Annotated in this window: 29 protein-coding genes and 1 pseudogene; 11 read left to right on the top strand and 19 right to left on the bottom strand. The window is 61.8% G+C overall.

The features are described from left to right. Window position 1 precedes the first annotated feature (1 nt). Both NKH33_RS19180 and NKH33_RS19175 read right to left on the bottom strand, forming a co-directional pair. Window positions 2–826: a DUF2189 domain-containing protein gene (locus NKH33_RS19180; RefSeq protein WP_352541597.1), complete on the bottom strand. Its 825-nt coding sequence runs from the start codon at window positions 824–826 to the stop codon at window positions 2–4. A 142-nt stretch (window positions 827–968) separates the two neighbouring features. Then, window positions 969–1673 (bottom strand): glutathione S-transferase family protein, encoded by a 705-nt coding sequence (locus NKH33_RS19175; RefSeq protein WP_352685525.1) that lies wholly within the window; start codon window positions 1671–1673, stop codon window positions 969–971. 108 nt (window positions 1674–1781) lie between these two features. On the opposite strand from NKH33_RS19175, the gene NKH33_RS19170 reads away from it, so the two are divergent. Next, window positions 1782–2147: a winged helix-turn-helix transcriptional regulator gene (locus tag NKH33_RS19170; protein WP_352474516.1), complete on the top strand. Its 366-nt coding sequence runs from the start codon at window positions 1782–1784 to the stop codon at window positions 2145–2147. Between the two features lie 278 nt (window positions 2148–2425). On the opposite strand, the gene NKH33_RS19165 is transcribed toward NKH33_RS19170, so the two are convergent. Beyond that, window positions 2426–2875, bottom strand: a complete 450-nt coding sequence (locus tag NKH33_RS19165; protein WP_352921023.1) for an SgcJ/EcaC family oxidoreductase — start codon at window positions 2873–2875, stop codon at window positions 2426–2428. A 62-nt stretch (window positions 2876–2937) separates the two neighbouring features. Here NKH33_RS19165 and NKH33_RS19160 point away from each other — a divergent pair, with 62 nt between their 5' ends. Next, window positions 2938–3393, top strand: a complete 456-nt coding sequence (locus NKH33_RS19160) for a MarR family winged helix-turn-helix transcriptional regulator (RefSeq protein ID WP_352685527.1) — start codon at window positions 2938–2940, stop codon at window positions 3391–3393. A gap of 235 nt (window positions 3394–3628) precedes the next feature. Continuing rightward, window positions 3629–4147: a CAP domain-containing protein gene (locus NKH33_RS19155; RefSeq protein WP_352503378.1), complete on the top strand. Its 519-nt coding sequence runs from the start codon at window positions 3629–3631 to the stop codon at window positions 4145–4147. A gap of 43 nt (window positions 4148–4190) precedes the next feature. On the opposite strand, the gene NKH33_RS19150 is transcribed toward NKH33_RS19155, so the two are convergent. The 6 genes and pseudogenes from NKH33_RS19150 to NKH33_RS19125 form a co-directional block, all read right to left on the bottom strand. After that, window positions 4191–5486, bottom strand: coding sequence for a putative bifunctional diguanylate cyclase/phosphodiesterase (locus NKH33_RS19150; protein ID WP_352921048.1), 1296 nt, complete (start codon window positions 5484–5486; stop codon window positions 4191–4193). 90 nt (window positions 5487–5576) lie between these two features. Next, window positions 5577–5828, bottom strand: a pseudogene (locus NKH33_RS19145) (GAF domain-containing protein); the annotation flags it as partial. Beyond that, window positions 5722–6828 (bottom strand): PAS-domain containing protein, encoded by a 1107-nt coding sequence (locus NKH33_RS19140; RefSeq protein WP_352921046.1) that lies wholly within the window; start codon window positions 6826–6828, stop codon window positions 5722–5724. The pseudogene NKH33_RS19145 and the gene NKH33_RS19140, both read right to left, overlap by 107 nt. 224 nt (window positions 6829–7052) lie before the next feature. Next, window positions 7053–8588 carry a DHA2 family efflux MFS transporter permease subunit gene (locus tag NKH33_RS19135; protein ID WP_352921021.1) on the bottom strand — a complete coding sequence of 512 codons (1536 nt, stop codon included), beginning with the start codon at window positions 8586–8588 and terminating at the stop codon, window positions 7053–7055. Window positions 8589–8892: 304 nt separating this feature from the next. Then, the gene (locus tag NKH33_RS19130) at window positions 8893–10071 is read right to left on the bottom strand and encodes an HlyD family secretion protein (protein ID WP_352921019.1); all 1179 of its coding nucleotides are present in this window, start codon (window positions 10069–10071) and stop codon (window positions 8893–8895) included. Beyond that, on the bottom strand, window positions 10068–10547 hold the full coding sequence (locus tag NKH33_RS19125; protein WP_352474535.1) for a MarR family winged helix-turn-helix transcriptional regulator: 480 nt from the start codon (window positions 10545–10547) through the stop codon (window positions 10068–10070). Before NKH33_RS19125 ends, NKH33_RS19130 begins: the two co-directional genes overlap by 4 nt. A gap of 283 nt (window positions 10548–10830) precedes the next feature. Between NKH33_RS19125 and NKH33_RS19120 the strand changes: the two genes are divergently transcribed. Further along, complete coding sequence (locus tag NKH33_RS19120; protein WP_352921017.1) at window positions 10831–11334, top strand: BBE domain-containing protein; 504 nt, start codon at window positions 10831–10833, stop codon at window positions 11332–11334. Between the two features lie 41 nt (window positions 11335–11375). On the opposite strand, the gene NKH33_RS19115 is transcribed toward NKH33_RS19120, so the two are convergent. Next, window positions 11376–12311 carry a bifunctional helix-turn-helix transcriptional regulator/GNAT family N-acetyltransferase gene (locus tag NKH33_RS19115; RefSeq protein WP_352921015.1) on the bottom strand — a complete coding sequence of 312 codons (936 nt, stop codon included), beginning with the start codon at window positions 12309–12311 and terminating at the stop codon, window positions 11376–11378. Between the two features lie 217 nt (window positions 12312–12528). On the opposite strand from NKH33_RS19115, the gene groES reads away from it, so the two are divergent. Both groES and groL read left to right on the top strand, forming a co-directional pair. After that, entirely contained in the window at window positions 12529–12825 is a 297-nt protein-coding gene (groES, locus tag NKH33_RS19110) for a co-chaperone GroES (RefSeq protein WP_006203049.1), read from the top strand. Window positions 12826–12887: 62 nt separating this feature from the next. Beyond that, complete coding sequence (gene groL / locus NKH33_RS19105; protein ID WP_352481739.1) at window positions 12888–14543, top strand: chaperonin GroEL; 1656 nt, start codon at window positions 12888–12890, stop codon at window positions 14541–14543. 246 nt (window positions 14544–14789) lie between these two features. Here the strand turns inward: groL and NKH33_RS19100 are convergent, their stop codons facing one another. Further along, window positions 14790–15389 carry a TetR/AcrR family transcriptional regulator gene (locus tag NKH33_RS19100; protein WP_352921013.1) on the bottom strand — a complete coding sequence of 200 codons (600 nt, stop codon included), beginning with the start codon at window positions 15387–15389 and terminating at the stop codon, window positions 14790–14792. 95 nt (window positions 15390–15484) lie between these two features. Between NKH33_RS19100 and NKH33_RS19095 the strand changes: the two genes are divergently transcribed. Genes NKH33_RS19095 through NKH33_RS19085 form a run of 3 tightly spaced genes read left to right on the top strand, consistent with a single transcriptional unit; the run spans window position 15485 to window position 17394 of the window. Continuing rightward, the gene (locus tag NKH33_RS19095; protein WP_352921011.1) at window positions 15485–16495 is read left to right on the top strand and encodes a zinc-dependent alcohol dehydrogenase family protein; all 1011 of its coding nucleotides are present in this window, start codon (window positions 15485–15487) and stop codon (window positions 16493–16495) included. Between the two features lie 49 nt (window positions 16496–16544). Continuing rightward, a complete protein-coding gene (locus NKH33_RS19090) occupies window positions 16545–16991 on the top strand; it encodes an OsmC family protein (protein ID WP_352831811.1) in 447 nt (148 codons plus the stop codon). Window positions 16992–17007: 16 nt separating this feature from the next. Further along, on the top strand, window positions 17008–17394 hold the full coding sequence (locus NKH33_RS19085) for a nuclear transport factor 2 family protein (protein ID WP_352569753.1): 387 nt from the start codon (window positions 17008–17010) through the stop codon (window positions 17392–17394). 26 nt (window positions 17395–17420) lie between these two features. Here NKH33_RS19085 and NKH33_RS19080 read toward each other — a convergent pair whose 3' ends face one another. Together NKH33_RS19080 and NKH33_RS19075 are read right to left on the bottom strand one after the other, a co-directional pair. Continuing rightward, the gene (locus NKH33_RS19080; protein WP_352684918.1) at window positions 17421–18032 is read right to left on the bottom strand and encodes a LysE family translocator; all 612 of its coding nucleotides are present in this window, start codon (window positions 18030–18032) and stop codon (window positions 17421–17423) included. A gap of 86 nt (window positions 18033–18118) precedes the next feature. Continuing rightward, window positions 18119–18538 (bottom strand): nuclear transport factor 2 family protein, encoded by a 420-nt coding sequence (locus NKH33_RS19075; protein WP_352684920.1) that lies wholly within the window; start codon window positions 18536–18538, stop codon window positions 18119–18121. Between the two features lie 162 nt (window positions 18539–18700). Between NKH33_RS19075 and NKH33_RS19070 the strand changes: the two genes are divergently transcribed. Both NKH33_RS19070 and NKH33_RS19065 read left to right on the top strand, forming a co-directional pair. Then, entirely contained in the window at window positions 18701–18871 is a 171-nt protein-coding gene (locus tag NKH33_RS19070) for a cupin domain-containing protein (RefSeq protein ID WP_352921009.1), read from the top strand. Further along, window positions 18816–19631, top strand: a complete 816-nt coding sequence (locus tag NKH33_RS19065; protein WP_352921007.1) for an AraC family transcriptional regulator — start codon at window positions 18816–18818, stop codon at window positions 19629–19631. Before NKH33_RS19070 ends, NKH33_RS19065 begins: the two co-directional genes overlap by 56 nt. 34 nt (window positions 19632–19665) lie before the next feature. On the opposite strand, the gene NKH33_RS19060 is transcribed toward NKH33_RS19065, so the two are convergent. The 6 genes from NKH33_RS19060 to NKH33_RS19035 form a co-directional block, all read right to left on the bottom strand. Then, window positions 19666–20007: a YkgJ family cysteine cluster protein gene (locus NKH33_RS19060; RefSeq protein WP_352921044.1), complete on the bottom strand. Its 342-nt coding sequence runs from the start codon at window positions 20005–20007 to the stop codon at window positions 19666–19668. A 50-nt stretch (window positions 20008–20057) separates the two neighbouring features. Further along, window positions 20058–20222, bottom strand: coding sequence for a hypothetical protein (locus tag NKH33_RS19055; protein WP_352663276.1), 165 nt, complete (start codon window positions 20220–20222; stop codon window positions 20058–20060). A 1-nt stretch (window position 20223) separates the two neighbouring features. After that, window positions 20224–20631, bottom strand: a complete 408-nt coding sequence (locus NKH33_RS19050) for a hypothetical protein (protein WP_023722751.1) — start codon at window positions 20629–20631, stop codon at window positions 20224–20226. Then, entirely contained in the window at window positions 20631–20858 is a 228-nt protein-coding gene (locus NKH33_RS19045) for a hypothetical protein (protein ID WP_352921042.1), read from the bottom strand. Before NKH33_RS19045 ends, NKH33_RS19050 begins: the two co-directional genes overlap by 1 nt. Window positions 20859–21201: 343 nt before the next feature. Continuing rightward, on the bottom strand, window positions 21202–21411 hold the full coding sequence (locus NKH33_RS19040; RefSeq protein ID WP_010915421.1) for a cold-shock protein: 210 nt from the start codon (window positions 21409–21411) through the stop codon (window positions 21202–21204). 429 nt (window positions 21412–21840) lie between these two features. Then, window positions 21841–22632, bottom strand: coding sequence for an SDR family oxidoreductase (locus tag NKH33_RS19035; RefSeq protein WP_352921005.1), 792 nt, complete (start codon window positions 22630–22632; stop codon window positions 21841–21843). Window positions 22633–22699 lie beyond the last annotated feature (67 nt).

Below are 22699 nucleotides of genomic sequence, written 5' to 3'. Positions count from 1 at the left end.
CCTACATCGGCCGCCGGTCCGGCTGTGCCCGCTCCGGTTCGACCACCCTGCGATAAAGATGCCAGGTCGCGTGGCCAAGGATAGGCATGACGACGGCAAGCCCGGCAAATAGCGGGATCGAGCCGATGACCAGCAGCACGGCGACCATCAGGCCCCACAGCGCCATCTGCAGCGGGTTTGTCAGAACTGCCCTTGCCGACGTCTCGATTGCCGAGACCGCGCCGACATCGCGGTCGAGCAGCAGCGGAAAGGCGACGACGGTCGTCGCCAGCACGATCGCGGCAAAGGCGAACCCGGCCAGGTTGCCGAGCAGGATCAGTGTCCAGCCCTTGCTGGTCGTCAGCACTTCGCGAATAAAGCCGACAATAGAGGCCGGAGGCTGATTGCCGTACAGGCTGGTGTAGATCGATTGCGCGGTGAACAGCCAGAGCAGGAACAGTACCACCAGCATGATACCGATGACTGCAATCGCGGGCAGCGCCGGCGAGTGGCGCACGTCGAGCGCATGCCACCAGGATGTATCCATGCCGAACTCGCGCCGGCGGCTGATTTCGTAAAGGCCGATTGCGGCGAACGGGCCGACCAAAGCGAAGCCGGACATCAGGGGATAGATGAGCTGGATGGCGTTCGAGCCCGAGGTCCACTGCGTCAGGATCAGGCCGACCACCGGATAGATCAGGCACAGGAACACATAATGCGACGGCTTGGCCCAGAAATCCTCTACGCCGAGACGGAGCGCATCGATCAGATCCTCGGTGCTGATGCGGCGCACCGTGGGCTGTACATGCATTCCACGTGCGTCCGCCATGACATGAAAGCCGGCCATAACCTTTCTCCCGTGTGTCGGAGCGGTCACCGCCAGGATGGCCGCCCGCAGCTGCCACTTCAACAACGCCCGTATGATAGCCGATCTCGGCGTGCTTGTCGCCACCGCCCGGCGCCGGGGCACCGGGCGCTGAACGAACAGTTTACACCGCGAAGCGATCGATCACCTCGGCCAGCGGCACGTGACCGAGGCAAGCGCCGGACCCGGCGGGCTTTTCGCCAGCCTCGACAGCGAGCGCGTATCGCACGGCCGGATCGGCTTCGATGCGGCGGCGTAGCGCCGCCAGCCTGGGATAAGCGGCGCCGTCGACCGCCTGGTGGAACTCCGCCCAGCGCGCTACGCCGATCAGCGTGGTATCGGCAAGCGTCGGCCGGTCGCCGACCAGGAAATCCGTGTCGAGGATCATCGCCTCGAGCTGGTCATGGCGGTTGGTAACGACCTTGCGGCCGAAATCACGCAAGGTCGCCAGCAGCACCGGTTCGGCCGATTCCATTTCGTAAGCCGCCCAGAGCGGGGTGAAAGCGGCGGTGAAACCGGTGTTCACGAAAGCCATCAGCTGATGCATCCGGTCGCCCTCCGGCGAGCGAGGATCGAAGCTGATACGGCGTTGCGTGTCGCGGGCTTCGAGCCAGGCGGCAATCGCCATGGTCTCGGTGAGCACCCTGCCTTCGTCGGTGATCAACACCGGCGTTTCCTGACGGCCGTTGATGCTGGCATAGGCGTCGTTCTTCATCTCAGTGAGCATATCGACGCGACACAGGCGGTAGGGTTGTCCGACGCGTTCAAATGCAGCGACAAGCCCCATCGAACTTCCCAGCGGGAAGCCGTAAAGGAGAACAGGTTCCATTTCTTTGTCTCTTCCATGATTTAGGGATTACGCTGCGCAGCGAAACTTGACCCTAAACGCTGGTCGCCCCATGTAAATTACGCACTATTCTGTAACCAGGTCCCCGCCATGAAAGATGTCGTCTCACGCTGCCCGATCGAGGAGACTATGCGTGTGCTCAGCGGTCGCTGGCCCACCTTGCTGCTCTACTACCTCAAGGACGGGACCAAGCGCTTCAGCGATTTGAGGCGTGACAACCCGACAGTTTCGCACCGCATTCTGGCGCTGGAACTGCGCAAGCTGGAGGAAGCCGGGATCGTGCGGCGAACGGCGCGTACCGGCTATCCGCTACGCGTGGATTACGACCTCACGGAGCCCGGGCTCAAGCTTGTGCCGCTCATCGACGCCCTGGGCGATTGGTGGGAAGATACCGAGGACGATCGGGCCGACCGGGCTACATCGACGCCGGAAACCAAACTCGTGGCGGCGGAATAGCCGACCGGCGATCACCGCCGCAAAGAACTGCCGGCGAGAGCCCAGAGCGCTCCAAGCCGTTCATACATTAGATTCCGCAAGACCAAGGCGGCCGGCTATGGGGCGCGCCATTGTGGCCAGCCAAACCGGGACAAGGCACCGCCATCCGGCACACCAACTCCTGTAGCATAGCTCGCCAATCCTGATCACCTGATCCGCCGTTCGATCTCGTTGCCCGATCAGATCGGCTTGACCATGCTGGCTGGCTGTCGCTTTCGATCCTGACGTGAACGAAGAGCCTACTTATCCTCTTGAAGTTTCTCCTGAGACTTTGCCATTTGATCGTCCCCAAGTTCCATATTGTGCATCGTTGCAATCAACCATTCATCATGATCCCGCGTCGCCACTACGCTGATTAATCCGCGCCGACGCGGCCATTCGTTTCCCATCGGATCGAGCGCGCCAGTCATAGACCACCGCAGGTCGAGCGTGGCAACATCAGGGCGAACAAGCCTGTTCCGCACGCTTTCGGCGGATAGATGGCTGTGCTTGAACATCTTCTCAAAAATTGGGGCATGGAACTGCTCGATCTTGTCACGTCCAGTCGCCTGCATACCGAAGACGTTTGTAAACTCGGCATCTGCCGCGAATACGGCGGCAAAGGCGCGAGCATCGTGACGATTCCAAGCTTCGATCAGCCTGTGCGCGACACTTTCCACCCCTTCAGTTCGGATGTTGCCGGTAGCCATGCTGACCTCCTGTCATATAGTTCGGTTGCCATACTATATGGGCACCATATAAGTTTGGAAAGATGGATAATCAGCCATACACGCAGTCTCTGCTTCTCTATGCTTATCAATCGTCGGCGAGCGCTTTGGTCCAGGTTCTCCGGGAGAGCGGCCATTCGGCAATCAAGCCCAAACACGGCGCTGTATTCGCCAACATCGACGCGGAAGGAACCCGATCCAGCGTCCTCGCAGAGCGTGCTGGCATTGGCAAAGCATCGATGGGTGAGTTGATCGATGAACTGGAGCGCCTTGGTTATGTTCGGCGTTCGCATGATCCGAACGACCGACGGGCCAAATTAATCGTTGCAACTGACGCGGCGCTTGCGGTGATCCGGACCGTCCACGATTTCAATCAGCGTCTCGAAGACCAATACCGAAGGCTGCTTGGTGCTCAGGCGTACGAATCGCTCCGGTCGTCACTGCAAGCGATATCCCCCAGCAAAAATTTGCAACCGAGGATACCTCGCCAGCGCTCGTGAAGCCGCAAAGGTAGGGCAAAAGAAACTCTCTGTCCGTGAAGGCCTGACTGGGTATCGAGCTCCTGGGAGTGTCGAGCCCGAACAGCCGTCTGGGCGAATGCTGCCATCCGAGCAGGCCTGTTTCGATTGAGCGGTGAAATCAATCTGACACAGTGCCATCGCGTCAAAACCATTCATCACGCATTTTCACCGCCCTGCCCGGCAAAAGCCATGATCGCGGTTATGTCAGGCGGGCATGACCGTTACGAAAATCGAAAATTATCAGGCCCAACCAAGCCTAAGCAGGCGCGTGCTGCTCAGAGCTGCCGGCCTTGGCGCCCTTGCCGGGCTCACCGCCTGCGCAACCGCCGTGCTGCCTACCGGTGAAAGCGCCGGTGTCTCTGCTTCCGCCGCCGGCACGCTGGCCGGCATCCGCGCTTCGGCGGGTCTGGGGCCGCTCGCCCCCGATGCCCGGCTCGAGCAGGCGGCGCTCCAGCAGGCCGGATATATGGCACGCGGCGGCCGAATGAATCACACCACTGGCTGGGGCAAGGACTTTGCCTCGCGCGTCAAAGACAATGGCATTGCCGGCGCTGCCGCCGAAAATATTGCCGAAGGCCGCTTCGACCAGCAGAAGCTGTTCGATATCTGGGTGCATTCGCCAGGCCACCGCCGCAACATGCTCGACCCGCGCTTCACCCGCTTCGGCCTCGCCTATGTGCGCGACGGCCGCGACAGCACGCTTCGCTACTGGTGCCTTGTGCTCGGCAGATAACTTCCACCATTTGGACGGCGGAAGCCTGCTGGCGACCGATCCGTCAGTCTTTGCGGCCGCCGCCGAGCAATTCCTCGATGTCCTGCGCACAAACCGGCCTGCTGAAATGATAGCCCTGCATTTCGTCGCAATTGTTCCTGCGCAGGAAAGCAACCTGATCATCTGTCTCAACGCCCTCGGCGATGACCCTCAGGTTGAGATTTTGCCCCAATGAAATCACCGCGCTGGCCACAGCCTGATCGTTCTCGTCGGCGGCGAGATCCTTGATGAAGGACTTGTCGATCTTTAGCCGCGCCACGGGAAAGGTCTTGAGTGCGCTGAGGCTGGAATAGCCGGTGCCGAAATCATCGATCGAGATCTGGACACCCAGGCTTTGCAGGGCGTTCATGGTGGCGACCGCCAGCTCGATATCCTGCATGATAAGGCTCTCGGTCACCTCCAGCTCGAGATACCTGGCCTCCAGGCCGCTGTCCTTCAGCGCGCTGACGATGCGATCGATCAGGTTGCGCTCCCTGAATTGCCGCGCCGACACATTCACGCAAACGGTCAAGGGCGGCAGCCCCGCGTCTTGCCAGGCTTTGTTCTGCCGGCACGCCTCATGCAGAACCCAGTCGCCGATCGGTACGATCAGACCTGTCTCCTCGGCGGTCGGGATGAACATCGTCGGCATTACCGTGCCAAGCGTTGGGTGGTTCCAGCGTATCAGCGCCTCGACGGCAAAAACCCGACCTGACCGAAGGTCCACCTGCGGTTGGTAGAGCAGCGTGAATTCCGAACGCGCCAAGGCGTTTCGCAACTCTTCCTGAAGCACGAATTTTTCATGCGCCCTGGTGTTGAACTCCGGAGCGTAAAACTGGAAATTATCGCGGCCGAACTCCTTGGCGCGATACATGGCCGCGTCGGCATTTGCCAGCAGCGTATCGGGATCCGTCCCATCCTTGGGATAGTTGGCAATGCCGATGCTGGCCGTCGCCCGCACAAGATGCGCTCCGAGCCGAACCGGCTCGGCGAGAGCAGCCCTGAGCTTTTGCAAGGTCTCGGAAACGAGATCGACGTTCGCCGGCTGGTCGAAAAGCACGACGACGAATTCGTCGCCGCCAAGCCGCACGACGGTATCGGTCGCCCGGACGCAGTCGACCATGCGACTTGCGACGGTCTTCAGAAGCTCGTCGCCGGCATTGTGGCCGAGCGTGTCGTTGACGAATTTGAAATTGTCTAGATCAATGAACACCACTGTCACCCAGCGATCGTATCGCTGGGCGTACAAGACCGCCTGTGAAAGCCGGTCCTCCAACAAGGCGCGATTGGGAAGCCCGGTCAGCACGTCATGATTGGCCATGAAGTGGATCCGGTCTTCGGCCTGTTTGCGTTCGATGGCGATCCCGGCGATGCGCGTGGTGAAATCGATGAGGCGGGTCTCGGCCTCGGTCGGCTCGCGCACCGTCATAGAATACATCGCAAAGACGCCGAGCACGGCGCCCTGATGCGACAGGATCGGCGTCGACCAGCATGAACGCAAACCGTGTGGCCGCGCGAGTTCGCGATAGTCCTGCCAAAGCGGATCCTGCATGATATCAGCGACAATCACCGGCTCGCGCCGATAGACTGCGGTACCGCAAGACCCTGCCCTTGGGCCCACCGCGGCGCCGTCGACGGCGTCGGTGTAGTCTCTCGCCAGGCTCGGCGCGGCGGCGTGGCGCAAGTGGCTGCCATCCTTGTCGAGCAGCAAGACCGAACCGAATATCCCCGCCCAGTTGGGACTCGACCAGACGCATGAGCCGCTCGAGCACGTCTTCGAGGGGAGCGCTCTTTGCGATCATCTCGAGGATATGCGCCTGCCCGTCGCGAAGGATTTCGGCCTGCTTGCGCGCAGTGATGTCGCGGGCAATGCCGACGAGGCCGAAAATGTTGTTCTGAACGTTGCGCAACGGCAGTTTCGTAGACAGGAACCATTTGCCGGTGCCTGACGCATCGACGACGAACTCCTCCTCGTCGATCATCGGTTGTCCGTCGCGCATCAGTTGCTGCTCGATGAGGCGAAATTTCTGCGCAAGATCCGGCGCGTGAAGGTCGAAGTCGCTCAGACCGATCATGTCGCTCGTGCTGTCTCGACCGCTGTCGGACGCAATGGCTCGGTTGGCGACGACGAAGCGGCTTTCGGTGTCCTTCACCCACATGTAGTCAGGCACGAGGTCGATCAGCGTCTGCAAGGAGATACGCTCGTCGACGACCAAGCGGTTGGCGCTGAGCTCGCTGATGTCCTCATGCGTGGCCACCCATCCGCCGTCAGGCATCGGCTGATGGCAGACCTGAATTGTCCGGCCATCGGCGAGCTCGGCTGTCCAGTTCCCCGAAGCCGTGCCCGAATTGACTGCCCGGGCCAACGCCAGATAAGCGTCCGCATTCATTGCCGAGGTTCCGACAGCGACGCGCCGCTCGACGATTTCGCGCAGCGCCGCACCCGGCTGCAATTGCTCCGGGGCAAGGCGATAGATTTCCGCGTAGCGTCGATTGCACAGGATCAGCCGTTCACCGGCATCAAAGAAACAGATGCCTTGCGAGATGTTCTCTATCGCGGTCTGGAACCGCAGTGCCTGGTCCTGAAGTGCCGCAATCGTGGCGCGAAGCTCGCGCTCGAGGGCCTCATATGAGGCAGTCGCCAGTTGTGCCAGCGTCGTCAAATTTGCGGATTCGGGCGCGTCGGCGGTTTGCCTGGATGACTTCGTGGCCAAACACAATTCCTCCCGCTGATGCTTGAGGCAAGCAATGGAGGCTCGCCTTCAACCCAAAAGCGACTGCATATTGGTCCGGATATACTAATGGCAGGTGAACCTGGCTCAACGCCGACGCTACCGGCACAGGCAACGGAAGCCGTGAGCCGGTCGCGATGCCGGAGCCGTGAGACTTAGTCCATATGCGCGGCAGGCGCGCCACCGGCGGGCGGCGCAGCCTTTGGCTTGCGCAGCAGGAAAACAAAGGGGACAGCAAGCAGTGTCATCATCATCAGCAGCTTGAAGTCATTGACGTAGGAGATCATCATCGCCTGGATATTGACCATGCGATCCATCAGCGACAGCGCCGTCGGATCGCCGCCCGCCGCTGTCGGCGATGCCGCCCAGAGGTTGGGATTGAACGGATTGATATAGGCCGAGAGCTCGGCGTGGTTGATCTGCGTGTTGCGTACCAGCAGAACCGTCACCACCGATACTCCGATCGACGAGCCAAGATTGCGCACCAGGCTGAACAGCGCCGTTGCATCGGTGCGGAAGCGTGCGTCGAGCGTGGCGAAAGCCACGGTGGACAGCGGCACGAACACCATTCCCATTCCAAGGCCCTGGATGACGCCGGAACTGAGGATAAGCCAGTTGTCCATCTGCGGCGAAAAGCTCGACATCGTGTAGAGCGATTGCGCGGTCAGCAGGAAGCCGATGACGACGAGGATCCTGGCATCGACCCTGTGCATGATCCGCCCGACGAACAGCATCGCGATCATCGTGCCGACACCGCGCGGGCCCAAGACGATGCCTATGGTGAGGGTCGGATAACCGAAGATGGTCGACAGCATTGGCGGCAGCAGCGACATGCTCGCCAGGATGAGCACGCCCATGACAAAGATGAACGCGAGCCCGGTGACGAAATTGCGATCGAGAAAGATCTTCGGGTCGATAAAGGGGTGCTCCGCCGTCAACGTGTGGATGGTGAATACCCAGAAACCGGTGATGGAAAGACCAAGCTCGACCCATATCTCGATCGAGGAAAACCAGTCGACCTCGCCGCCGCGATCGAGCATCAGCTGCAGCGCGCCGACACCGAGCGAGAGCATGGTGAAGCCGAAGAAATCGAAGCTGCGCACCCGCCGGGGGACGCTGGGAAGATATGCCGCCATGCCGAGGAAGGCGATGATGCCGACCGGCAGGTTGATGAAGAACACCCAGCGCCAGTTGAAATTCTCGGTCAGCCAGCCACCCAGCGTCGGGCCAAGGATCGGTCCCAGCATGATGCCGGCGCCCCAGATGGCCATAGCCTGGCCGTGGCGTTCCCTGGGGTTGATGTCGAGCAGGAAGGTCTGCGACAGCGGCACGATGGCCGCACCGAACATGCCTTGCATGAGCCGGAACAAAACGATGGTCTCAAGGCTCCAGGCGATGCCGCACAGCATTGAAAAGACGGTGAAACCGACCACGGCCGTCAGGAACAGCTCCTTGCGACCGAAGCGGTCGGCCAGCCAACCGGTCACCGGCGTCATGATCGCCGCGGCAACGATGTAGGAGGTCAACACCCAGTTGATGTTGTCGGGGGAGGCGCCGAGATCGCCGGTCATGGTCGGCAGCGCAACGTTGGCGATCGTCGTGTCGAGCGCTTGCATGATCGTCGCAAGCATGAGCGCAACTGTGATCAGGCCGCGGTGCGGTACTTCGCGAAAGGGTTCTGGGCTGCTCATGACGTAAAACTTCCAGCAGGTAACAAAAACGTGTACATTAGGTTTCCGGACGGCGAGGCCCCGCTGTAGAGAGACCCTCATCGCGGTGGGACGCGAGCATCGATGTGGGGGTTACATCGACTGAGCGTTTCGACCAAGCGGGCGCCTGCCGCCCGGAAACCTGAGGGCCGAAGATCCTGCGCGACGTTGTCTGCTCAGGCAGGCTACAGCGCAGCCCGTCTACGCATTCAACTTTTCCTGCGCCTCCCTCGGACCAATCCTGCATCCATCTCGCTGTTTGCTATGCGGCCGCTACCAGGCCTCTTTACCTGGCCTCGCCTGCCGTGGCGCGGCGGAAAATGCTCGGCAGCCCACGGGAAACGCCGGTGTCCACCGTGACGGTCGCGCTCATGCCGGTGCGCAGCGCCGCCTTGGCGTCGGCATCGGTCAATTCCAGGCGGACCGGAATGCGCTGCGTGACCTTGACCCAGTTGCCGGTAGCGTTCTGCGCGGGCAGCAGCGAGAACTCGGCGCCGGTGCCGGCGCCGATCGCCTTGACGGTGGCTTCGAACGTCTTGCCCGGATAAGTATCGACCATGATCTCGGCCTTCTGGCCGGGTTTCATGTTGGTGAGCTGGGTTTCCTTGAAATTGGCGTCGACCCAGGTGTCGCCGGTCTCGACCAGCGAAAACAGCGGCGTGCCCGAACCGACATACTGGCCGACCTTGAACGAAGCGGCCTGGCTGATGATGCCGTCGGCGGGTGCCTTGACCGTGGTCTGGACCAGATCGTAGGCCGCCTTGTCGCGTGCGGCGAGCGCCGCCATTACCGTTGGATGCTTGTCGGTCTCGATGTCGGGATTGCCGCCAAGTGCCGCCTTGGCGCTGACGATCCCTTGCTGGGCCACGGCCAGCTGCTGCTTCGCCTTGTCGAGGTCGTTCTTGGCTTCGTCCAGAGACGACTTGGCGTTGATGCCCTTCTGGGCAAGGTCGGCGGCGCGGTCATATTGCGACTGCGCGTACTGGACCTGGCTTTCGTCGGACTTCTCCTGCGCCAGCGCCTGGCTGTAGGCCGCACGCAACTGCTCGACATTGAGCCGTGCGCCGGCCACCGCCGCGTCGGCCTGGGCCAATGCGATCCGGTAGGGCTCGGGATCGATAGCGAACAACACGTCGCCCTGGTTGACAAACTGGTTGTCGAAAATGTCGACCTGAACGATGCGGCCCGCCGTATCGGCGGCTATCGACACCTTGGCCTGCTCCAGATTGGCGTTCTCGGTCTCCTGATAGCGGCCGCCGGTCACCCAGACATAGCTGCCGCCGGCGATCAACGCAGCGGGCAGCACAAACATCAACAGGAAGCGGCCGGCACGGCGCTTCTGCTTCGGCGCCACCGGCGCCGGAGCTATCTGCGGAGCGACCGTTACCGGAGCTGCCGCCGGCTTCGCGGGAGCTTCCATCTCCAGCTTGGCCGCATTCTCATCTAGTTTGGCTACCGCGTTCATGCTGCTGTGCCTTCCGTATTCTTCACTTTTTCCGAGGGCGGCGCCTCACCATCTGCAAGATTCTGCACCATTGTCTCCAGCGCCCTGACCAGGACGCGGCGATCTTCCGGCGAAACGCCAACGAGCGATTCCTCATAGACCTCGCCGGCAAGGCTCTTGACGTGGGTGTAGGCCGCGTTTGCCTTGGCGGTCGGGAAAATCATGCGCACTCGCCTGTCGGTTGCGTCGGGACGACGCTCTATCCAGCCGCCCTCCTCCATGCGATCGACAAGACGCGAGACGCTGATCGGCTCGATTTCGAGAAGCTCGGCAAGCCGCGCCTGCGCGACACCCGCCTCCTTGGCGACACGTACCAGAAGCCGCCATTGCGCTGAAGAAAGGCCGAAACCACTGGCGCGCGCCTCGAAGCGCTTGCGCATCAGGCGCTGCACGTCGTGGATCAAAAAGCCTAATCTGTCGATGCCGTCGGAAACCATGAGCGACATATATAATAAGCGTGCTCATAATTCAAGGAGCCGGATTGTGCCAGAAGCCGGCGAGTGTGCATGGCAGTTGGTGCAGGGCGATCGTAGTTAGCAATTTATTACGCCGGGCGCTTGTAACGCGAAGCGATGCGGTTCTCGAGCGGCGCCCCGGATGAGCTGAGCCTGGATGCAGCGCTTGTGACGGCGCCCTCGGGCGAACGCTTCTTCAGCATATCGGCGTGCTGCATCGGCCCACTCGACGAAGGCCAGCAAATCATTCAACCGCTGAGAGAGTATGGCACGCCAGTTGAGCGCCGGATTGCTCCTGTCCCCTATCTTCAAATCCAATCGGCCGGGGACAGCCTCTTTCCGCTTTCCGCGCGGGCGGCGCTACTACTGGAAGGCGCGTTTCATGCGCGAAATCACAGATCAGGCGATCGATACCATGCTTGCGGCTTACATGACTGCACCCAGCGAATCGCTTCTGGTCCTGCAGCAGGTTGGCGGCGCCATCTCGCGAGTACCGATGGACGGAACGCCTACGCCAATCGGGATGCGCTTTACGATCTGGGACTACCCGTCTGACGACGAAACGCACATCCGATGGGCGCGCGACCTGTGGGATGCAATGAGACCGTTCTCGACCGGCGGCGTCTATGCGAATAATCTCGGCGAAGAAGGCACTGATCGGGTTCTGGCGGCTTACGGCGAGAATTATCCGAGGTTGGCCGCACTAAAGAACAAGTATGATCCCACCAATTTCTTTCGCTTGAACCAAAACATCAAGCCTGCGACCTGAGCGACCGCCCCAGGCCGATGCTCGAAAATTCTGCGGCGCTGCTACAGCTCCACATTCCAGTTCTGGCCGACCAGATCCTTGCCAAAGGAATGGTGGCGCTCCTCGTTGGTCAATTTAAAGCCCGCAGCCTCATAGATGTGGCGGGCGGCGGCGAGCACGTCGTTGGTCCACAGCGTCAGTGTCGTGTAACCCGTGGCGCGGCAAAAGCCGATACACTCCTCGACCAGCCGCTTGCCGATACCGAGGCCGCGCGCCGACGGCTCGACATAGAGCAGGCGCAACTTCGCCACCGCGTCCGACTGGCGCACGACGAAGACCGAGCCGACGACCTCGCCTTGCCGCTCGGCGATCCAGCTGCGTTGCCATTTCGGATCGAAGGATTTGACGAAAGCGCCGAGGATTTCGGCGACCAGCGCCTCATAGGTTTCGTCCCAGCCATATTCCTGTGCGTAGAGCAGGCCCTGCCGATGGATAATCCAGCCGATGTCGCCGACTTGCAGAGGCCGCAGCATATAGGGAATTTTGGGCTCGGCGCTTCCGCCCAGCAGACGCTGTACCGTCTGCATGGCCTTGACCAGCCTGTCCTGTTCGGGAACTGGAAGCCGGTCGAGCAATGCCGCGACCTGGTCGTGCGAACCCTGGTTCAGCGGCGCGAAGGCCTGCCGCCCGGCCTTGGTCAGCGCGATCGTCGAACGCCGTGCATCCGTCTCGATCGTGGCGCGCTCGACCAGATCACGGTCCTCGAACTTCTTCAGCAGCCGGCTGAGATAACCGGCATCGAGGCCGAGATCGCGCCCAAGGTCGGTGGCGGTCAGGCCATCGCGATGCGCCAGCTCATAGAGCACTCGCGCCTCGGTCAGCGAGAAGGTGCTTTTCAGCAGCCCTTCGTCGAGCAGCCCGATCTGGCGGGTGTAGAAGCGGTTGAAGGCCCGCACCGCGTCGATCCGCTCCTTGCCTGGGTGATGATGAATGGTCATGGCATCCTCCTCCCGGCAAGATCAGCGATTTAGTTGACTTAGTCAAGTATCCGTTTGAAGCAATTGTCCTGATGATGCTCACCGGGCGCCTTGACTCGCGCGAGTTGCCAGCCTATTTCAGCGCCACGTTAGCACTCCCCCAAGATGAGTGCTAACCACATGTCCGGCGCCGCCGGACGGAGGAACTGTTCTCACCATTCTCATCGAGGAATAAAAAATGGCAAAGTCGAAGTTCCGCCCGCTTCATGACCGCGTGGTCGTTCGTCGGGTCGAATCCGAATCCAAGACCGCGGGCGGGATCATCATCCCCGACACGGCTAAGGAAAAGCCGCAGGAAGGCGAGATCATCGCCGTCGGTTCCGGCGCCCGCGACGAAGCCGGCAAGCTCGTCCCGCTGGACGTCAAGGCCGGTGACCGCATCCTGTTCGGCAAGTGGTCGGGCACCGAAGTCAAGCTCAATGGCGAAGACCTTCTGATCATGAAGGAATCCGACATCATGGGCATCATCGGCTGAATATCGGCCTCACCCTCATTTAAATCTTCGGGCTCAATCCAAGCCCCTGCCAGGAGCTAAAAATGGCTGCCAAAGACGTAAAATTCTCCCGCGACGCTCGCGAGCGCATGCTGCGCGGCGTCAACATCCTCGCCGACGCGGTGAAGGTCACGCTCGGCCCCAAGGGCCGCAACGTCGTCATCGACAAGTCGTTCGGCGCACCGCGCATCACCAAGGACGGCGTCACCGTCGCCAAGGAAATCGAGCTTGAAGACAAGTTCGAGAACATGGGCGCGCAGATGGTTCGCGAAGTTGCTTCGAAGACCAACGACATCGCCGGCGACGGCACTACGACCGCGACCGTTCTGGCACAGTCGATCGTCCAGGAAGGCCACAAGGCGGTTGCCGCCGGCATGAACCCGATGGACCTCAAGCGCGGCATCGACCTCGCCGTCGCCGACGTCGTCGCAACGCTGATCAAGAACGCCAAGAAGATCAAGACCTCGGAAGAGGTTGCCCAGGTCGGCACCATCGCCGGCAATGGCGACGTTTCGGTCGGCTCGATGATCGCGGAAGCGATGCAGAAGGTCGGCAATGAGGGCGTCATCACGGTCGAGGAAGCCAAGACCGCCGAGACCGAGCTCGAAGTCGTCGAAGGCATGCAGTTCGACCGCGGCTATCTCTCGCCCTACTTCGTCACCAACGCCGAAAAGATGGTTGCGGATCTGGAAGACGCCTACATCCTGCTCCACGAGAAGAAGCTCTCCAACCTGCAAGCCATGCTGCCGATCCTCGAGGCTGTCGTGCAGACTTCGAAGCCGCTGGTCATCATCTCCGAGGACGTCGAAGGCGAGGCCCTGGCCACGCTGGTCGTCAACAAGCTGCGTGGCGGCCTGAAGATCGCTGCCGTCAAGGCGCCGGGCTTCGGTGATCGCCGCAAGGCCATGCTGGAAGACATCGCCATCCTCACCGGTGGCCAGGTCATTTCCGAAGACCTCGGCATCAAGCTCGAGAATGTCGGCCTCAACATGCTCGGCCGCGCCAAGAAGGTGTCGATCTCCAAGGAGAACACCACCATCGTCGACGGCGCCGGCAAGAAGGCCGAGATCCAGGGCCGCGTCGCCCAGATCAAGCAGCAGATCGAGGAGACCACCTCGGACTACGACAAGGAGAAGCTGCAGGAACGTCTCGCCAAGCTGGCGGGCGGCGTTGCCGTCATCCGCGTCGGCGGTGCGACCGAAGTGGAAGTCAAGGAAAAGAAGGACCGCGTCGATGACGCCCTCAACGCGACCCGCGCGGCCGTCGAAGAAGGCATCGTTCCCGGCGGCGGCGTCGCACTGCTGCGCGCTTCGCTGAGCATCAAGGCAACCGGCGCCAACTCCGACCAGACCGCGGGCATCAGCATCGTGCGTCGCGCGCTGCAGGCTCCGGCCCGTCAGATCGCGGCCAACGCCGGTGCGGAAGCATCGATCGTTGCCGGCAAGATCCTTGAGAACAAGGGCGCGACCTTCGGTTACAACGCCCAGACCGGCGAATATGGCGACATGATCGCCATGGGTATCGTCGATCCGGTCAAGGTTGTGCGCACAGCCCTGCAGGACGCGGCCTCGGTCGCCGGCCTGCTGGTCACCACCGAAGCCATGATCGCGGAGGCTCCGAAGAAGGAGTCGGCTGGCGGCGGCATGCCTGGCGGCATGGGCGGCGGCGGCATGGGCGGCATGGGCGGCATGGACTTCTAATCCAGCCAATCTCGCAAGCTTACGGAAAGGGCGGCAGCGATGCCGCCCTTTTTCGTTGATGTGGCGGAAATTGAGGGGCCGTCCGATCCCAAGTAAGCAGGCGCGTATCCCGCAGGACGCGTCTGTTCGGCTACCATGCCGTTGCTTCCAGGCGTCGCGGCGGCGCAGAACATGAATCGTCGAGCTGCAGCCTTGGCCCTTTTGGCGGAACGCCGCGCCGCCTTCGATGCGATGAAGGCATAAACGTCAATGCACCGCGGCAGCGGCACTCTTGGCCGGCAATGCCCCCTCAATCAGCGCCGCGACCTCATCGGCTACCGCCAGCACCGGGGCGCGGTCGTGGGTGGCGCGTGCGATCACCATCAGTCCTTCAAGCGATGATTCGACCAGCAATGCCAGCGCGTGCGCGCGTCGCTCGGGCACCCCTGCCCTGACGAAGGCCGCCCTGAGCAAGCCTATCCATTGCTCGAAGGCGGACCGGCACAATTCGGCCAGTTCCGGCATGTCGATCGGCGAGTCCAACACCACGGGCGCGATCGGGCAACCGAGCGTGAACCGATTGTCTTCCAGCATGCGCGCGACCGACTGGTAGATGTGGTGGACAGCCACCGCCGGGTCCTTTTCGGCAGCGAGCGCGGCGTCCAGCCTCTGCGTCACATCGGCGACGCTGTCGCGCGTCACCTCGATGACCAGCTGGTCCTTGCCGCCCGGAAAATGAAAATAGAGCGAGCCTCTCGGCGCGCCTGAGGCGCTCAATATGTCGTTGAGCGAAGTGCCGTGATAGCCGCGCTGCCGAAGCAGGCGCCCCGTGGTCTCGAGTATGCGGGTACGGGTGTCGTTCGCCATGTCAACCTCTGTCAGGAGTGAGCATTATAGGCCTTGCCTCGAATATGACAATCGGTCTACATAATATGTAGATCAGTCTACATATCGAGAGGCAAATGCGCAGTTATCGTCTTGAAGGAACCTGCGGGACCAAGTGCCTGGTGATGCGCGACGAGGCGCAGCCGACGCCGAAGCCGCACGAGATCGTCGTGCGTGTCCGCGCCGCTTCGCTCAACCGCCGCGACACGATGATCCTCAACGGCAGCTATCCACTGGCGCCGCGCCAAGGGGTCGTTCCGCTGAGCGATGGTGCCGGCGAAGTCGTTGCGGTCGGCGAGGCCGTCACCCGCTTTGCGGTCGGCGACCGCGTCACCGGCAGTTATTTTGCGCGCTGGATCGATGGCCGCATCAATGCCGGTCTGATCGACCAGCTTGGCTGCACGCTGGACGGGATGCTGGCCGAATACGCCGTGCTCGACGAGCAATGGGCGGTGCGGCTTCCCGATCATCTCGACTGGCATCAAGCGGCGACACTAACCTGCGCCGGCCTGACCGCCTGGAATGCCGTGACGGCGGCCGAAATGCCGAAGCCCGGCCAACGGGTTCTTGTCATCGGTTCAGGTGGCGTCGCGCTATTTGCGCTGCAATTCGCCAAGCTGCTCGGCTGCCGTGTCGTGGCAGTCAGCTCGCGCAACGAGAAGCTGGACCGGCTGCGGGCGCTGGGCGCCGACCTCGTCGTCTCGACCGCCGACATGCCGGAATGGGGTGCTGCGGTGCGCGAGCAGACCGGCGGCATCGACCTCGTCGTCGAGACCGGCGGCCCGCCGACCTTCGCGCAATCGATGATCGCCTGCGCGCTTTACGGGCGCATCGTGCTTCTCACCATACAGGATGCGAAAGGCGGGACGGTGCAGATCCCCGGCCCGGTCTACCAGCGCAGCCTCGCCACCATCAGCCGCCTGTTCGTCGGCAATCGCACCAACCTCGAAGCCATGCTGCGCGCCATCTCGGTGCATCGCCTCAGGCCTGTCATCGACAAGGTGTTCGCCTTCGACGAGGCCAACGACGCCTACCGCTATTTCCAGCAAGGCGACGTCTTCGGGAAAGTGGTCGTCAACGGCGCCTGACTGGTCCGCCCCAAAATCTGATCGACCCTCAAATCAAAGGAGAGACACAATGACCATTCGTGAAGCAAAGGCCCAATGGCAGGGATCGTTGAAGGAAGGTTCGGGCCGGCTGAAGCTCGGCAGCGGCGTCTTCGAAGGCGCCTACTCGTTCCCGTCGCGTTTCGAGAACGGTCCCGGCACCAACCCCGAGGAATTGATTGGGGCGGCGCATGCCGGCTGCTTCTCGATGGCGCTGAGCACCGTCCTCGGCCGCGAAGGTTACACTCCCGCACGCATCCACACGATCGCCAAAGCGCATCTCGGCGCCACCGCGGCCGGACCGACGCTGACCCGCATCGAGCTGGAGACCGAGGCAAGCGTCGCCGGGTTGGCGGCGGGGGAGTTCGAGCGGCTGGCGCAGACGGCCAAGGAGAGCTGCCTCGTGTCGCGGGCGCTGGCCGGCGTCGCAGTGATCACGCTCAAGGCCCGCCTCATCGAAACCGCTACCGATCACTGAAGGGAAGGAATATCCAATGACACAGGAACTCGTCATCGACATCGCCGCCGCCAAACGCTCCGCCGAAACGGCCGAGATCATGCGGCGCTACAACGACGTCTTCCAGCGCCACGACCCGTCGGCGCTCGACGATCTGGTGGCGGAAGATTGCGTGATCGAGAACACCACGCCGGCCCCGGACGGCGCCCGCCGCATCGGCAAGGGCGCCTGCGTCGAACTGTGGTCGGCGATCGCAACCGGACCCGGCACGCGCTTCGACATTGAAGAAACTTTCGTCGCCGGTGATCGGGCGACGATCCGCTGGCGCTACTGGATGGCCGACGGCAATTCGCTGCGCGGCGTCAACCTGATGCGCGTGGCGGACGGGCAGATTGTCGAGGCCATGGGCTATGTGAAGGGATAGATTTGCGCTGCCCGCGACCTTCCTGTCTACCGGTCCGCCAGCGCCAGTTTGGCGCCGAGCATGACAAAGGCTCCGGCGAAGGTACGGCGCATCCAGGTCAGCACCTTTGGCCGCGACACGACATGGCTGCGGATTGACGCCGCGAAAACGCCGTAGCCGACAAAGACCACGAAGGTGAGCAGCATGAAGATGCTGCTGAGCTCCAGCATCTTCGACAGCGCATGCGGTTCGGTGGTGCTGACGAATTGCGGCAGGAAGGCAAAGAAGAAGATCGACAGTTTTGGGTTGAGGATGTTGATGAGGATGCCCGAAGTGATCACCTTGCCGGCCGAGCGCGGCGCAACATTTTCTTCGACGCTCAGGCCACCCTTCTCCTTCAGCGTGTTCCAGGCCATGTAGAGCAGGTAGGCGACGCCGAGATATTTCAGCGTCTCGAAGGCGACGGCACTGGTGTGCAGCAGCGCCGCGAGGCCGGTGATGGCGGCCGCCATGTGCGGAATGATGCCGAGCGTGCAGCCGAAAGCGGCAATGATGCTGGCGCGCGCGCCACGCGAGAGCCCGGCGCTCAGCGTATAGAGAACGCCGGTACCGGGCGAAGCCACGACAATCAGCGACGTCAATAGAAATTCGATGCTCACGGATGGTCTCCCGGTGCTGGCCCTGCCGCCGGCAGCGTAATCAGCGAAACGTGCGGGCACAAGCCAACCTGAGAGCCTATGCGCATTCAGATCATGCTGTTGGCGTGCAGCTTGCTATCGGCAATAGGCTGCCGAACTTCCCAGTGTTCGACCAGCTTGCTGTCCTTCAGCCTGAAAATGTCGACAATGGCCAGGCCCTCCTCCTCCGGTTCGCGTTTTGCGTGCATGTGCACAATGACGAAATCCCCTTCTGCAAAAATCCGCTTCACCTCTCCCCTTACGAGGGGAAATGACTGTTTGAGCTGCTGCAGATAGGCTTTGAAGCCGTCCGCACCATCCGCAATGTTCGGATTGTGTTGGATGTAGCGTTCGCCAAAATGCATCGAAGCAGCTTCGATGTTGCCCTGGTTTACCGCTTTGTCGATGAAGTCCAGGACGATCGTCTTGTTGGTCTCGAGCGAATTATGGATCTTGGCTGGAACTGGATTTGATGGTTCGTCACGCATGTTTTTGCTCCTTCAGGTGCCTGCTTCTGCCCGGTGTGGACGGGAGCGTCCGCAGGCCGATATTGCCAACATGATCAGCCACGCTTGTGAGACGGTCGATACGCTATTCGCCTAGATTCTTATCCAATCGTCTAATATCGTCAATCTGGTTATCGGCGGAGGATGGTTCTCATGGATGCCTTGTCCGAAGTTCTTGCTTCGCTGAGATTTGGCAGCGCCATGATCGGCAGCGCGACCCTGCATCGGCCCTGGGGTATTTCGGTGGATCCGACAAGGAATGCCGCCATCCACGTCATCCAGAACGGCGAAATGCTGGCTGCGGTTAGCCGGTGAAAGGGAGCCGATCCGCTTAGGCGAGGGAGATGTCATCCTTGTCGCGAGCGGTATCGGGCATACCCTTTGCAATCCGGCGGATGCACCGACGGCATCGATATCCGCCGTCCTTTCCGCGAATCGGAGCGGAGCGGAACCGAAAAGCGAAAGCGGCGCGACAACTCTTCTTTGTGCGAGATATTCACTCGACGGCGTCGGGCCATACCCGATGGTTTCGCTGCTTCCTCCGCTGATCCATTTGACCCGAAATCAGATTGGCACCAGCGAGCCGCTGCGGCTTGCCCTGGAACTTCTGCAGGTCGAAGCGAAAGGCGATCTCGGCGGCCACGACATTGTCGCCCCACGCCTTCTCGACAGCACGTTGATCTTCTTGTTGCGTGCCTGGATCGAACATCAGCCACTCGGAACAGGGGGATGGTTTGGCGCCTTGCGCGACAAAGGCATTGCGCAGGCTTTGCGCATGATCCACGAGCAGCCGGGCAATCCCTGGACTATCGCTTCCCTTGCCAGCGGCGCGGCACAGTCTCGAGCCACCTTCGCGCGTCGCTTCGCTCAACTGGTAGGACAGCCGCCGCTATCCTATGTGACCCGGTGGCGGATGAACCTTGCCGCCAGGGCGCTGCGGGAAACGAACCAGAACATCGGCGAGATCGGGCGCGCCGTCGGATATGAATCGGTGCCGTCGTTCTCGCAGGCATTCAAACGATTGACCGGACGATCGCCCGGCCTCTACCGCAGCGACTTTCGCGCATCTGATTGACGAAATTCAAACTGGGACGCCAGCCCGAGGGCCGTCATTCAAGCGTCGGCAGACCGTGAGCCCGACGCGCGATCAGGCAGTCGTCATCGCCCGGCATGCAGGCGCGGCAGACGTCGGGGCGGATGTCGTAGATGCCGCAGGCCGTTGACTTGCCGACCTCGCCGCACAGTGCCGAACAGCGCGCGCCGTCGCAGCGCATACCGGCTTCGTCGGCAGCCACGTATTTTTGCGGGATAAGGTCGAGCTGCGCGTCATCCTCGGTGGAGAAGCGCGGCCATCTGGACGAGTAGGCGCAGCAGGCGCCACAGGTCTGGCAATCGAAGGCGACCGGACCGGCGCCCTCTTGCGGCGACGAAAAATCCTCTGCGACCGCCAGGGCAAGCAGCCTTGGCGCAGATTTCCGGCCGGCACTTTGCTGCAAGGGCGCTATTTCTTCTTCGGCTTGCGCGGCGGTGCTTCGGCCGGCGACCTGAACAGATCGGTGCCCGCTTCGGCGGCTTCACCGGTTTTTGGCGCGGCGGCCGGCTTGGTCGGCTTCACGGCGGCAGCAGGCGCTGCCGGCTGGCCCTTGGCGGAAAACTTGATTGCCATTTCAATCCTCGTCAGAGAAACGCGATGATGGCGCATTCGGATTGCGAAGGCGGCCGATGAGCGCCGAAACGGCCGTGATGTTCATTTCTTCGGGCGACCAGTTCCTGGCTTCCTCGATGTGCCGGGGGGCCAGCTCGCGATGCGTGCTGCCGCTGTAGGCGGCATCCTGATAGGTCACGCGCTCGTGCGTCTTGGCGTTTTCCCGGACGTATTCGATCAGGTAATTGGGGCATTCGGCACGGCCGCGCACGCCGAGCCGCACCTGGGCATCGCCGTGGACGCGCCGGCAGCGCTCGAGCTTTTCGAGCACGCGCCGGACATATTCGACCGGCTTGTCTAGTTCACCCACGACATCGGCGATGGTCGAATCGGCGGCGATCGCCTTTTGAGGCACACGTTTGGTGGCCATCAGCGTTTGCCTGCGCGTTTTGGCGAGGCCGCGAGTGCAACCGCTGCCGCCATGTCGTCGGCTTCCTTTTCCAGGCGCAGTTCGCGCAGCCGCGCGGTCTTGGCTTCGCGGGCCTGGCTGACGGCATCCCGTTCGGAATTGATGCGGTCGAGCGACATCGACTGGGTCCGCGTCTTGCTGAAAATGGATTCGGCCTGGTCGCGGGGTTTTTTTGAAGCTTCGGTCAAGGTCTTTCTCCCGGTTCGGAGCGCGCCGCCGAAAAGGAGGCGAGACTGGTCTTTCGGCCAGGATCCCGCACAAAGCAATACGGCAGCCGGTTTCAAATTGCTGAAACGTCCTTAGCACGTCTAGGCCGTCGAGCAGCGCTTTTCGGCGGTCGAAGCGCAAAAATGAAAAAGGCCAGGCACCGCCTGACCTTCCATGAGAGCGCCCGCGCATCCCGAGAGACGCGCAAAGAAACGTTCTTCTCATGCGCATGAACGGGGACTTAACCTCCCGCGATCATGTGCTGGAATTTGCCATTCACCGGTGCCAGTACATCCGTGGTCACCGGTGAGGCTGAATTCCGTTTTAGGCCGCCTTCAACTGGTCGGCGGACATCTTGCCCGACTTGTTGTCGCGGACCATCTCGTAGCCAAGCTTCTGGCCCTCGACGATGTCGCGCATTCCGGCGCGCTCGACGGCTGAGATGTGGACAAAAACGTCGGCAGAACCGTCGTCAGGCTGAATAAAACCAAAACCCTTGGTGGCGTTGAACCATTTAACTGTGCCTGTGCTCATAACGAACCCTTTCCATGGCAAATATTCGTTCGCCGTCATGCGGGTGCACAACAACGTTTGTCTCGATTTTGATGGGGAAGTTCGTCAAAGGCGCGCCTCGGCACGCGGATAACAAAAGTCGGTCAAACAAACATCGACAAAATTCTTGTAGACTTCTTTGCGCGCTATGTCAATTTTTTTGATTTGCAACACTCGTGGAGATGCGCGGCGGCGGCAAATACGACAGCGAAAACCGGGCTATTGCCCGCCGAAAAAACCACTTAGCCGGGAACCATTTTGGCGCCGGAGCATTTTTTCGGTGTCGAACGCCGTTCCTCGAAAGAGCGATCTTGAGAAAAGGCGGACGACCACCAGGACGCCCCCCGCGCAGATAAAAGGCACGAGGGGCGTTCCTGTATGATGCGACCATTCGCGCCGCTGCCCCCTGCCTCACAGCATGGCGCGGCTGAGCCCGCCATCCACCGGCAACGCCACGCCGGTGACATAGGCGGCGGCGTCGCTGGCCAGGAATGCGGCTACCGCGCCGAATTCGGCGGGGGTGCCGTAGCGCTTTGCCGGGATTTCGGCCTGACTCTCGGCGGCGACCACAGCAGCGTCGACACCCCTGTCGGCGGCATCCATGGCGTCGAACTGTTTCGTGCGGTCCGTCGCAAAACGGCCAGGCAGCAACAGGTTGACGGTGACGCCATCCGCCGCCACTTCGCCGGCCAGCGTCTTGGCCCAGCCAGCGAGCGACGCACGCAGCGCATTCGAAGCGGTAAGGCCGGGGATCGGCTCGCGGACGGAAGTCGAAGAAACGGCGATGATGCGTCCCCAGCGCCGCGCCCGCATGCCTGGCAGGAAAGAAATGGCGACGCGCATCTGGCTCAGCACCATGCTGGTGAACTGCTTCTCCCAGACGCTCGCGTCGAAGACACTGGCCGCGAAGGGCGGCGGGCCGCCGCCATTGAGCAGGACGATGTCGATCCGTTGATGCTCGTCCTCGACGGCACGGATCAGCCCGGAGACGCTGTCGTTGTCGGAGAGGTCGGCGCTGAAGGTCGAGCAGACGGGGCCGGCGGCCTCGATCGCGCGCCGCGCCACATCCAGGGTCTTCTCCCCTCGTCCGACCAGGATGACTTCGGCGCCTTTCGCCGCGAGCGCTTCGGCAACGCCGAAACCGAGGCCCTTGCCTCCGCCGAGAACGAGCGCCCTCCGTCCCACAAGATTTGTACTTATCAAGCCAAGCCTCCTCCTGGTTCGACTGCGCAACCTCGGGTCAGGCCTAAGGGCATGCTTTGGGCGTGCA

Origin of the sequence: Mesorhizobium sp. M1182 (genome assembly GCF_040318335.1) — a bacterium.
In the GTDB taxonomy this organism is placed as follows: Bacteria; Pseudomonadota; Alphaproteobacteria; order Rhizobiales; family Rhizobiaceae; genus Mesorhizobium.
Note: the sequence above shows the minus strand (reverse complement) of the source record. Positions and strands in the feature narration are given on the sequence as shown.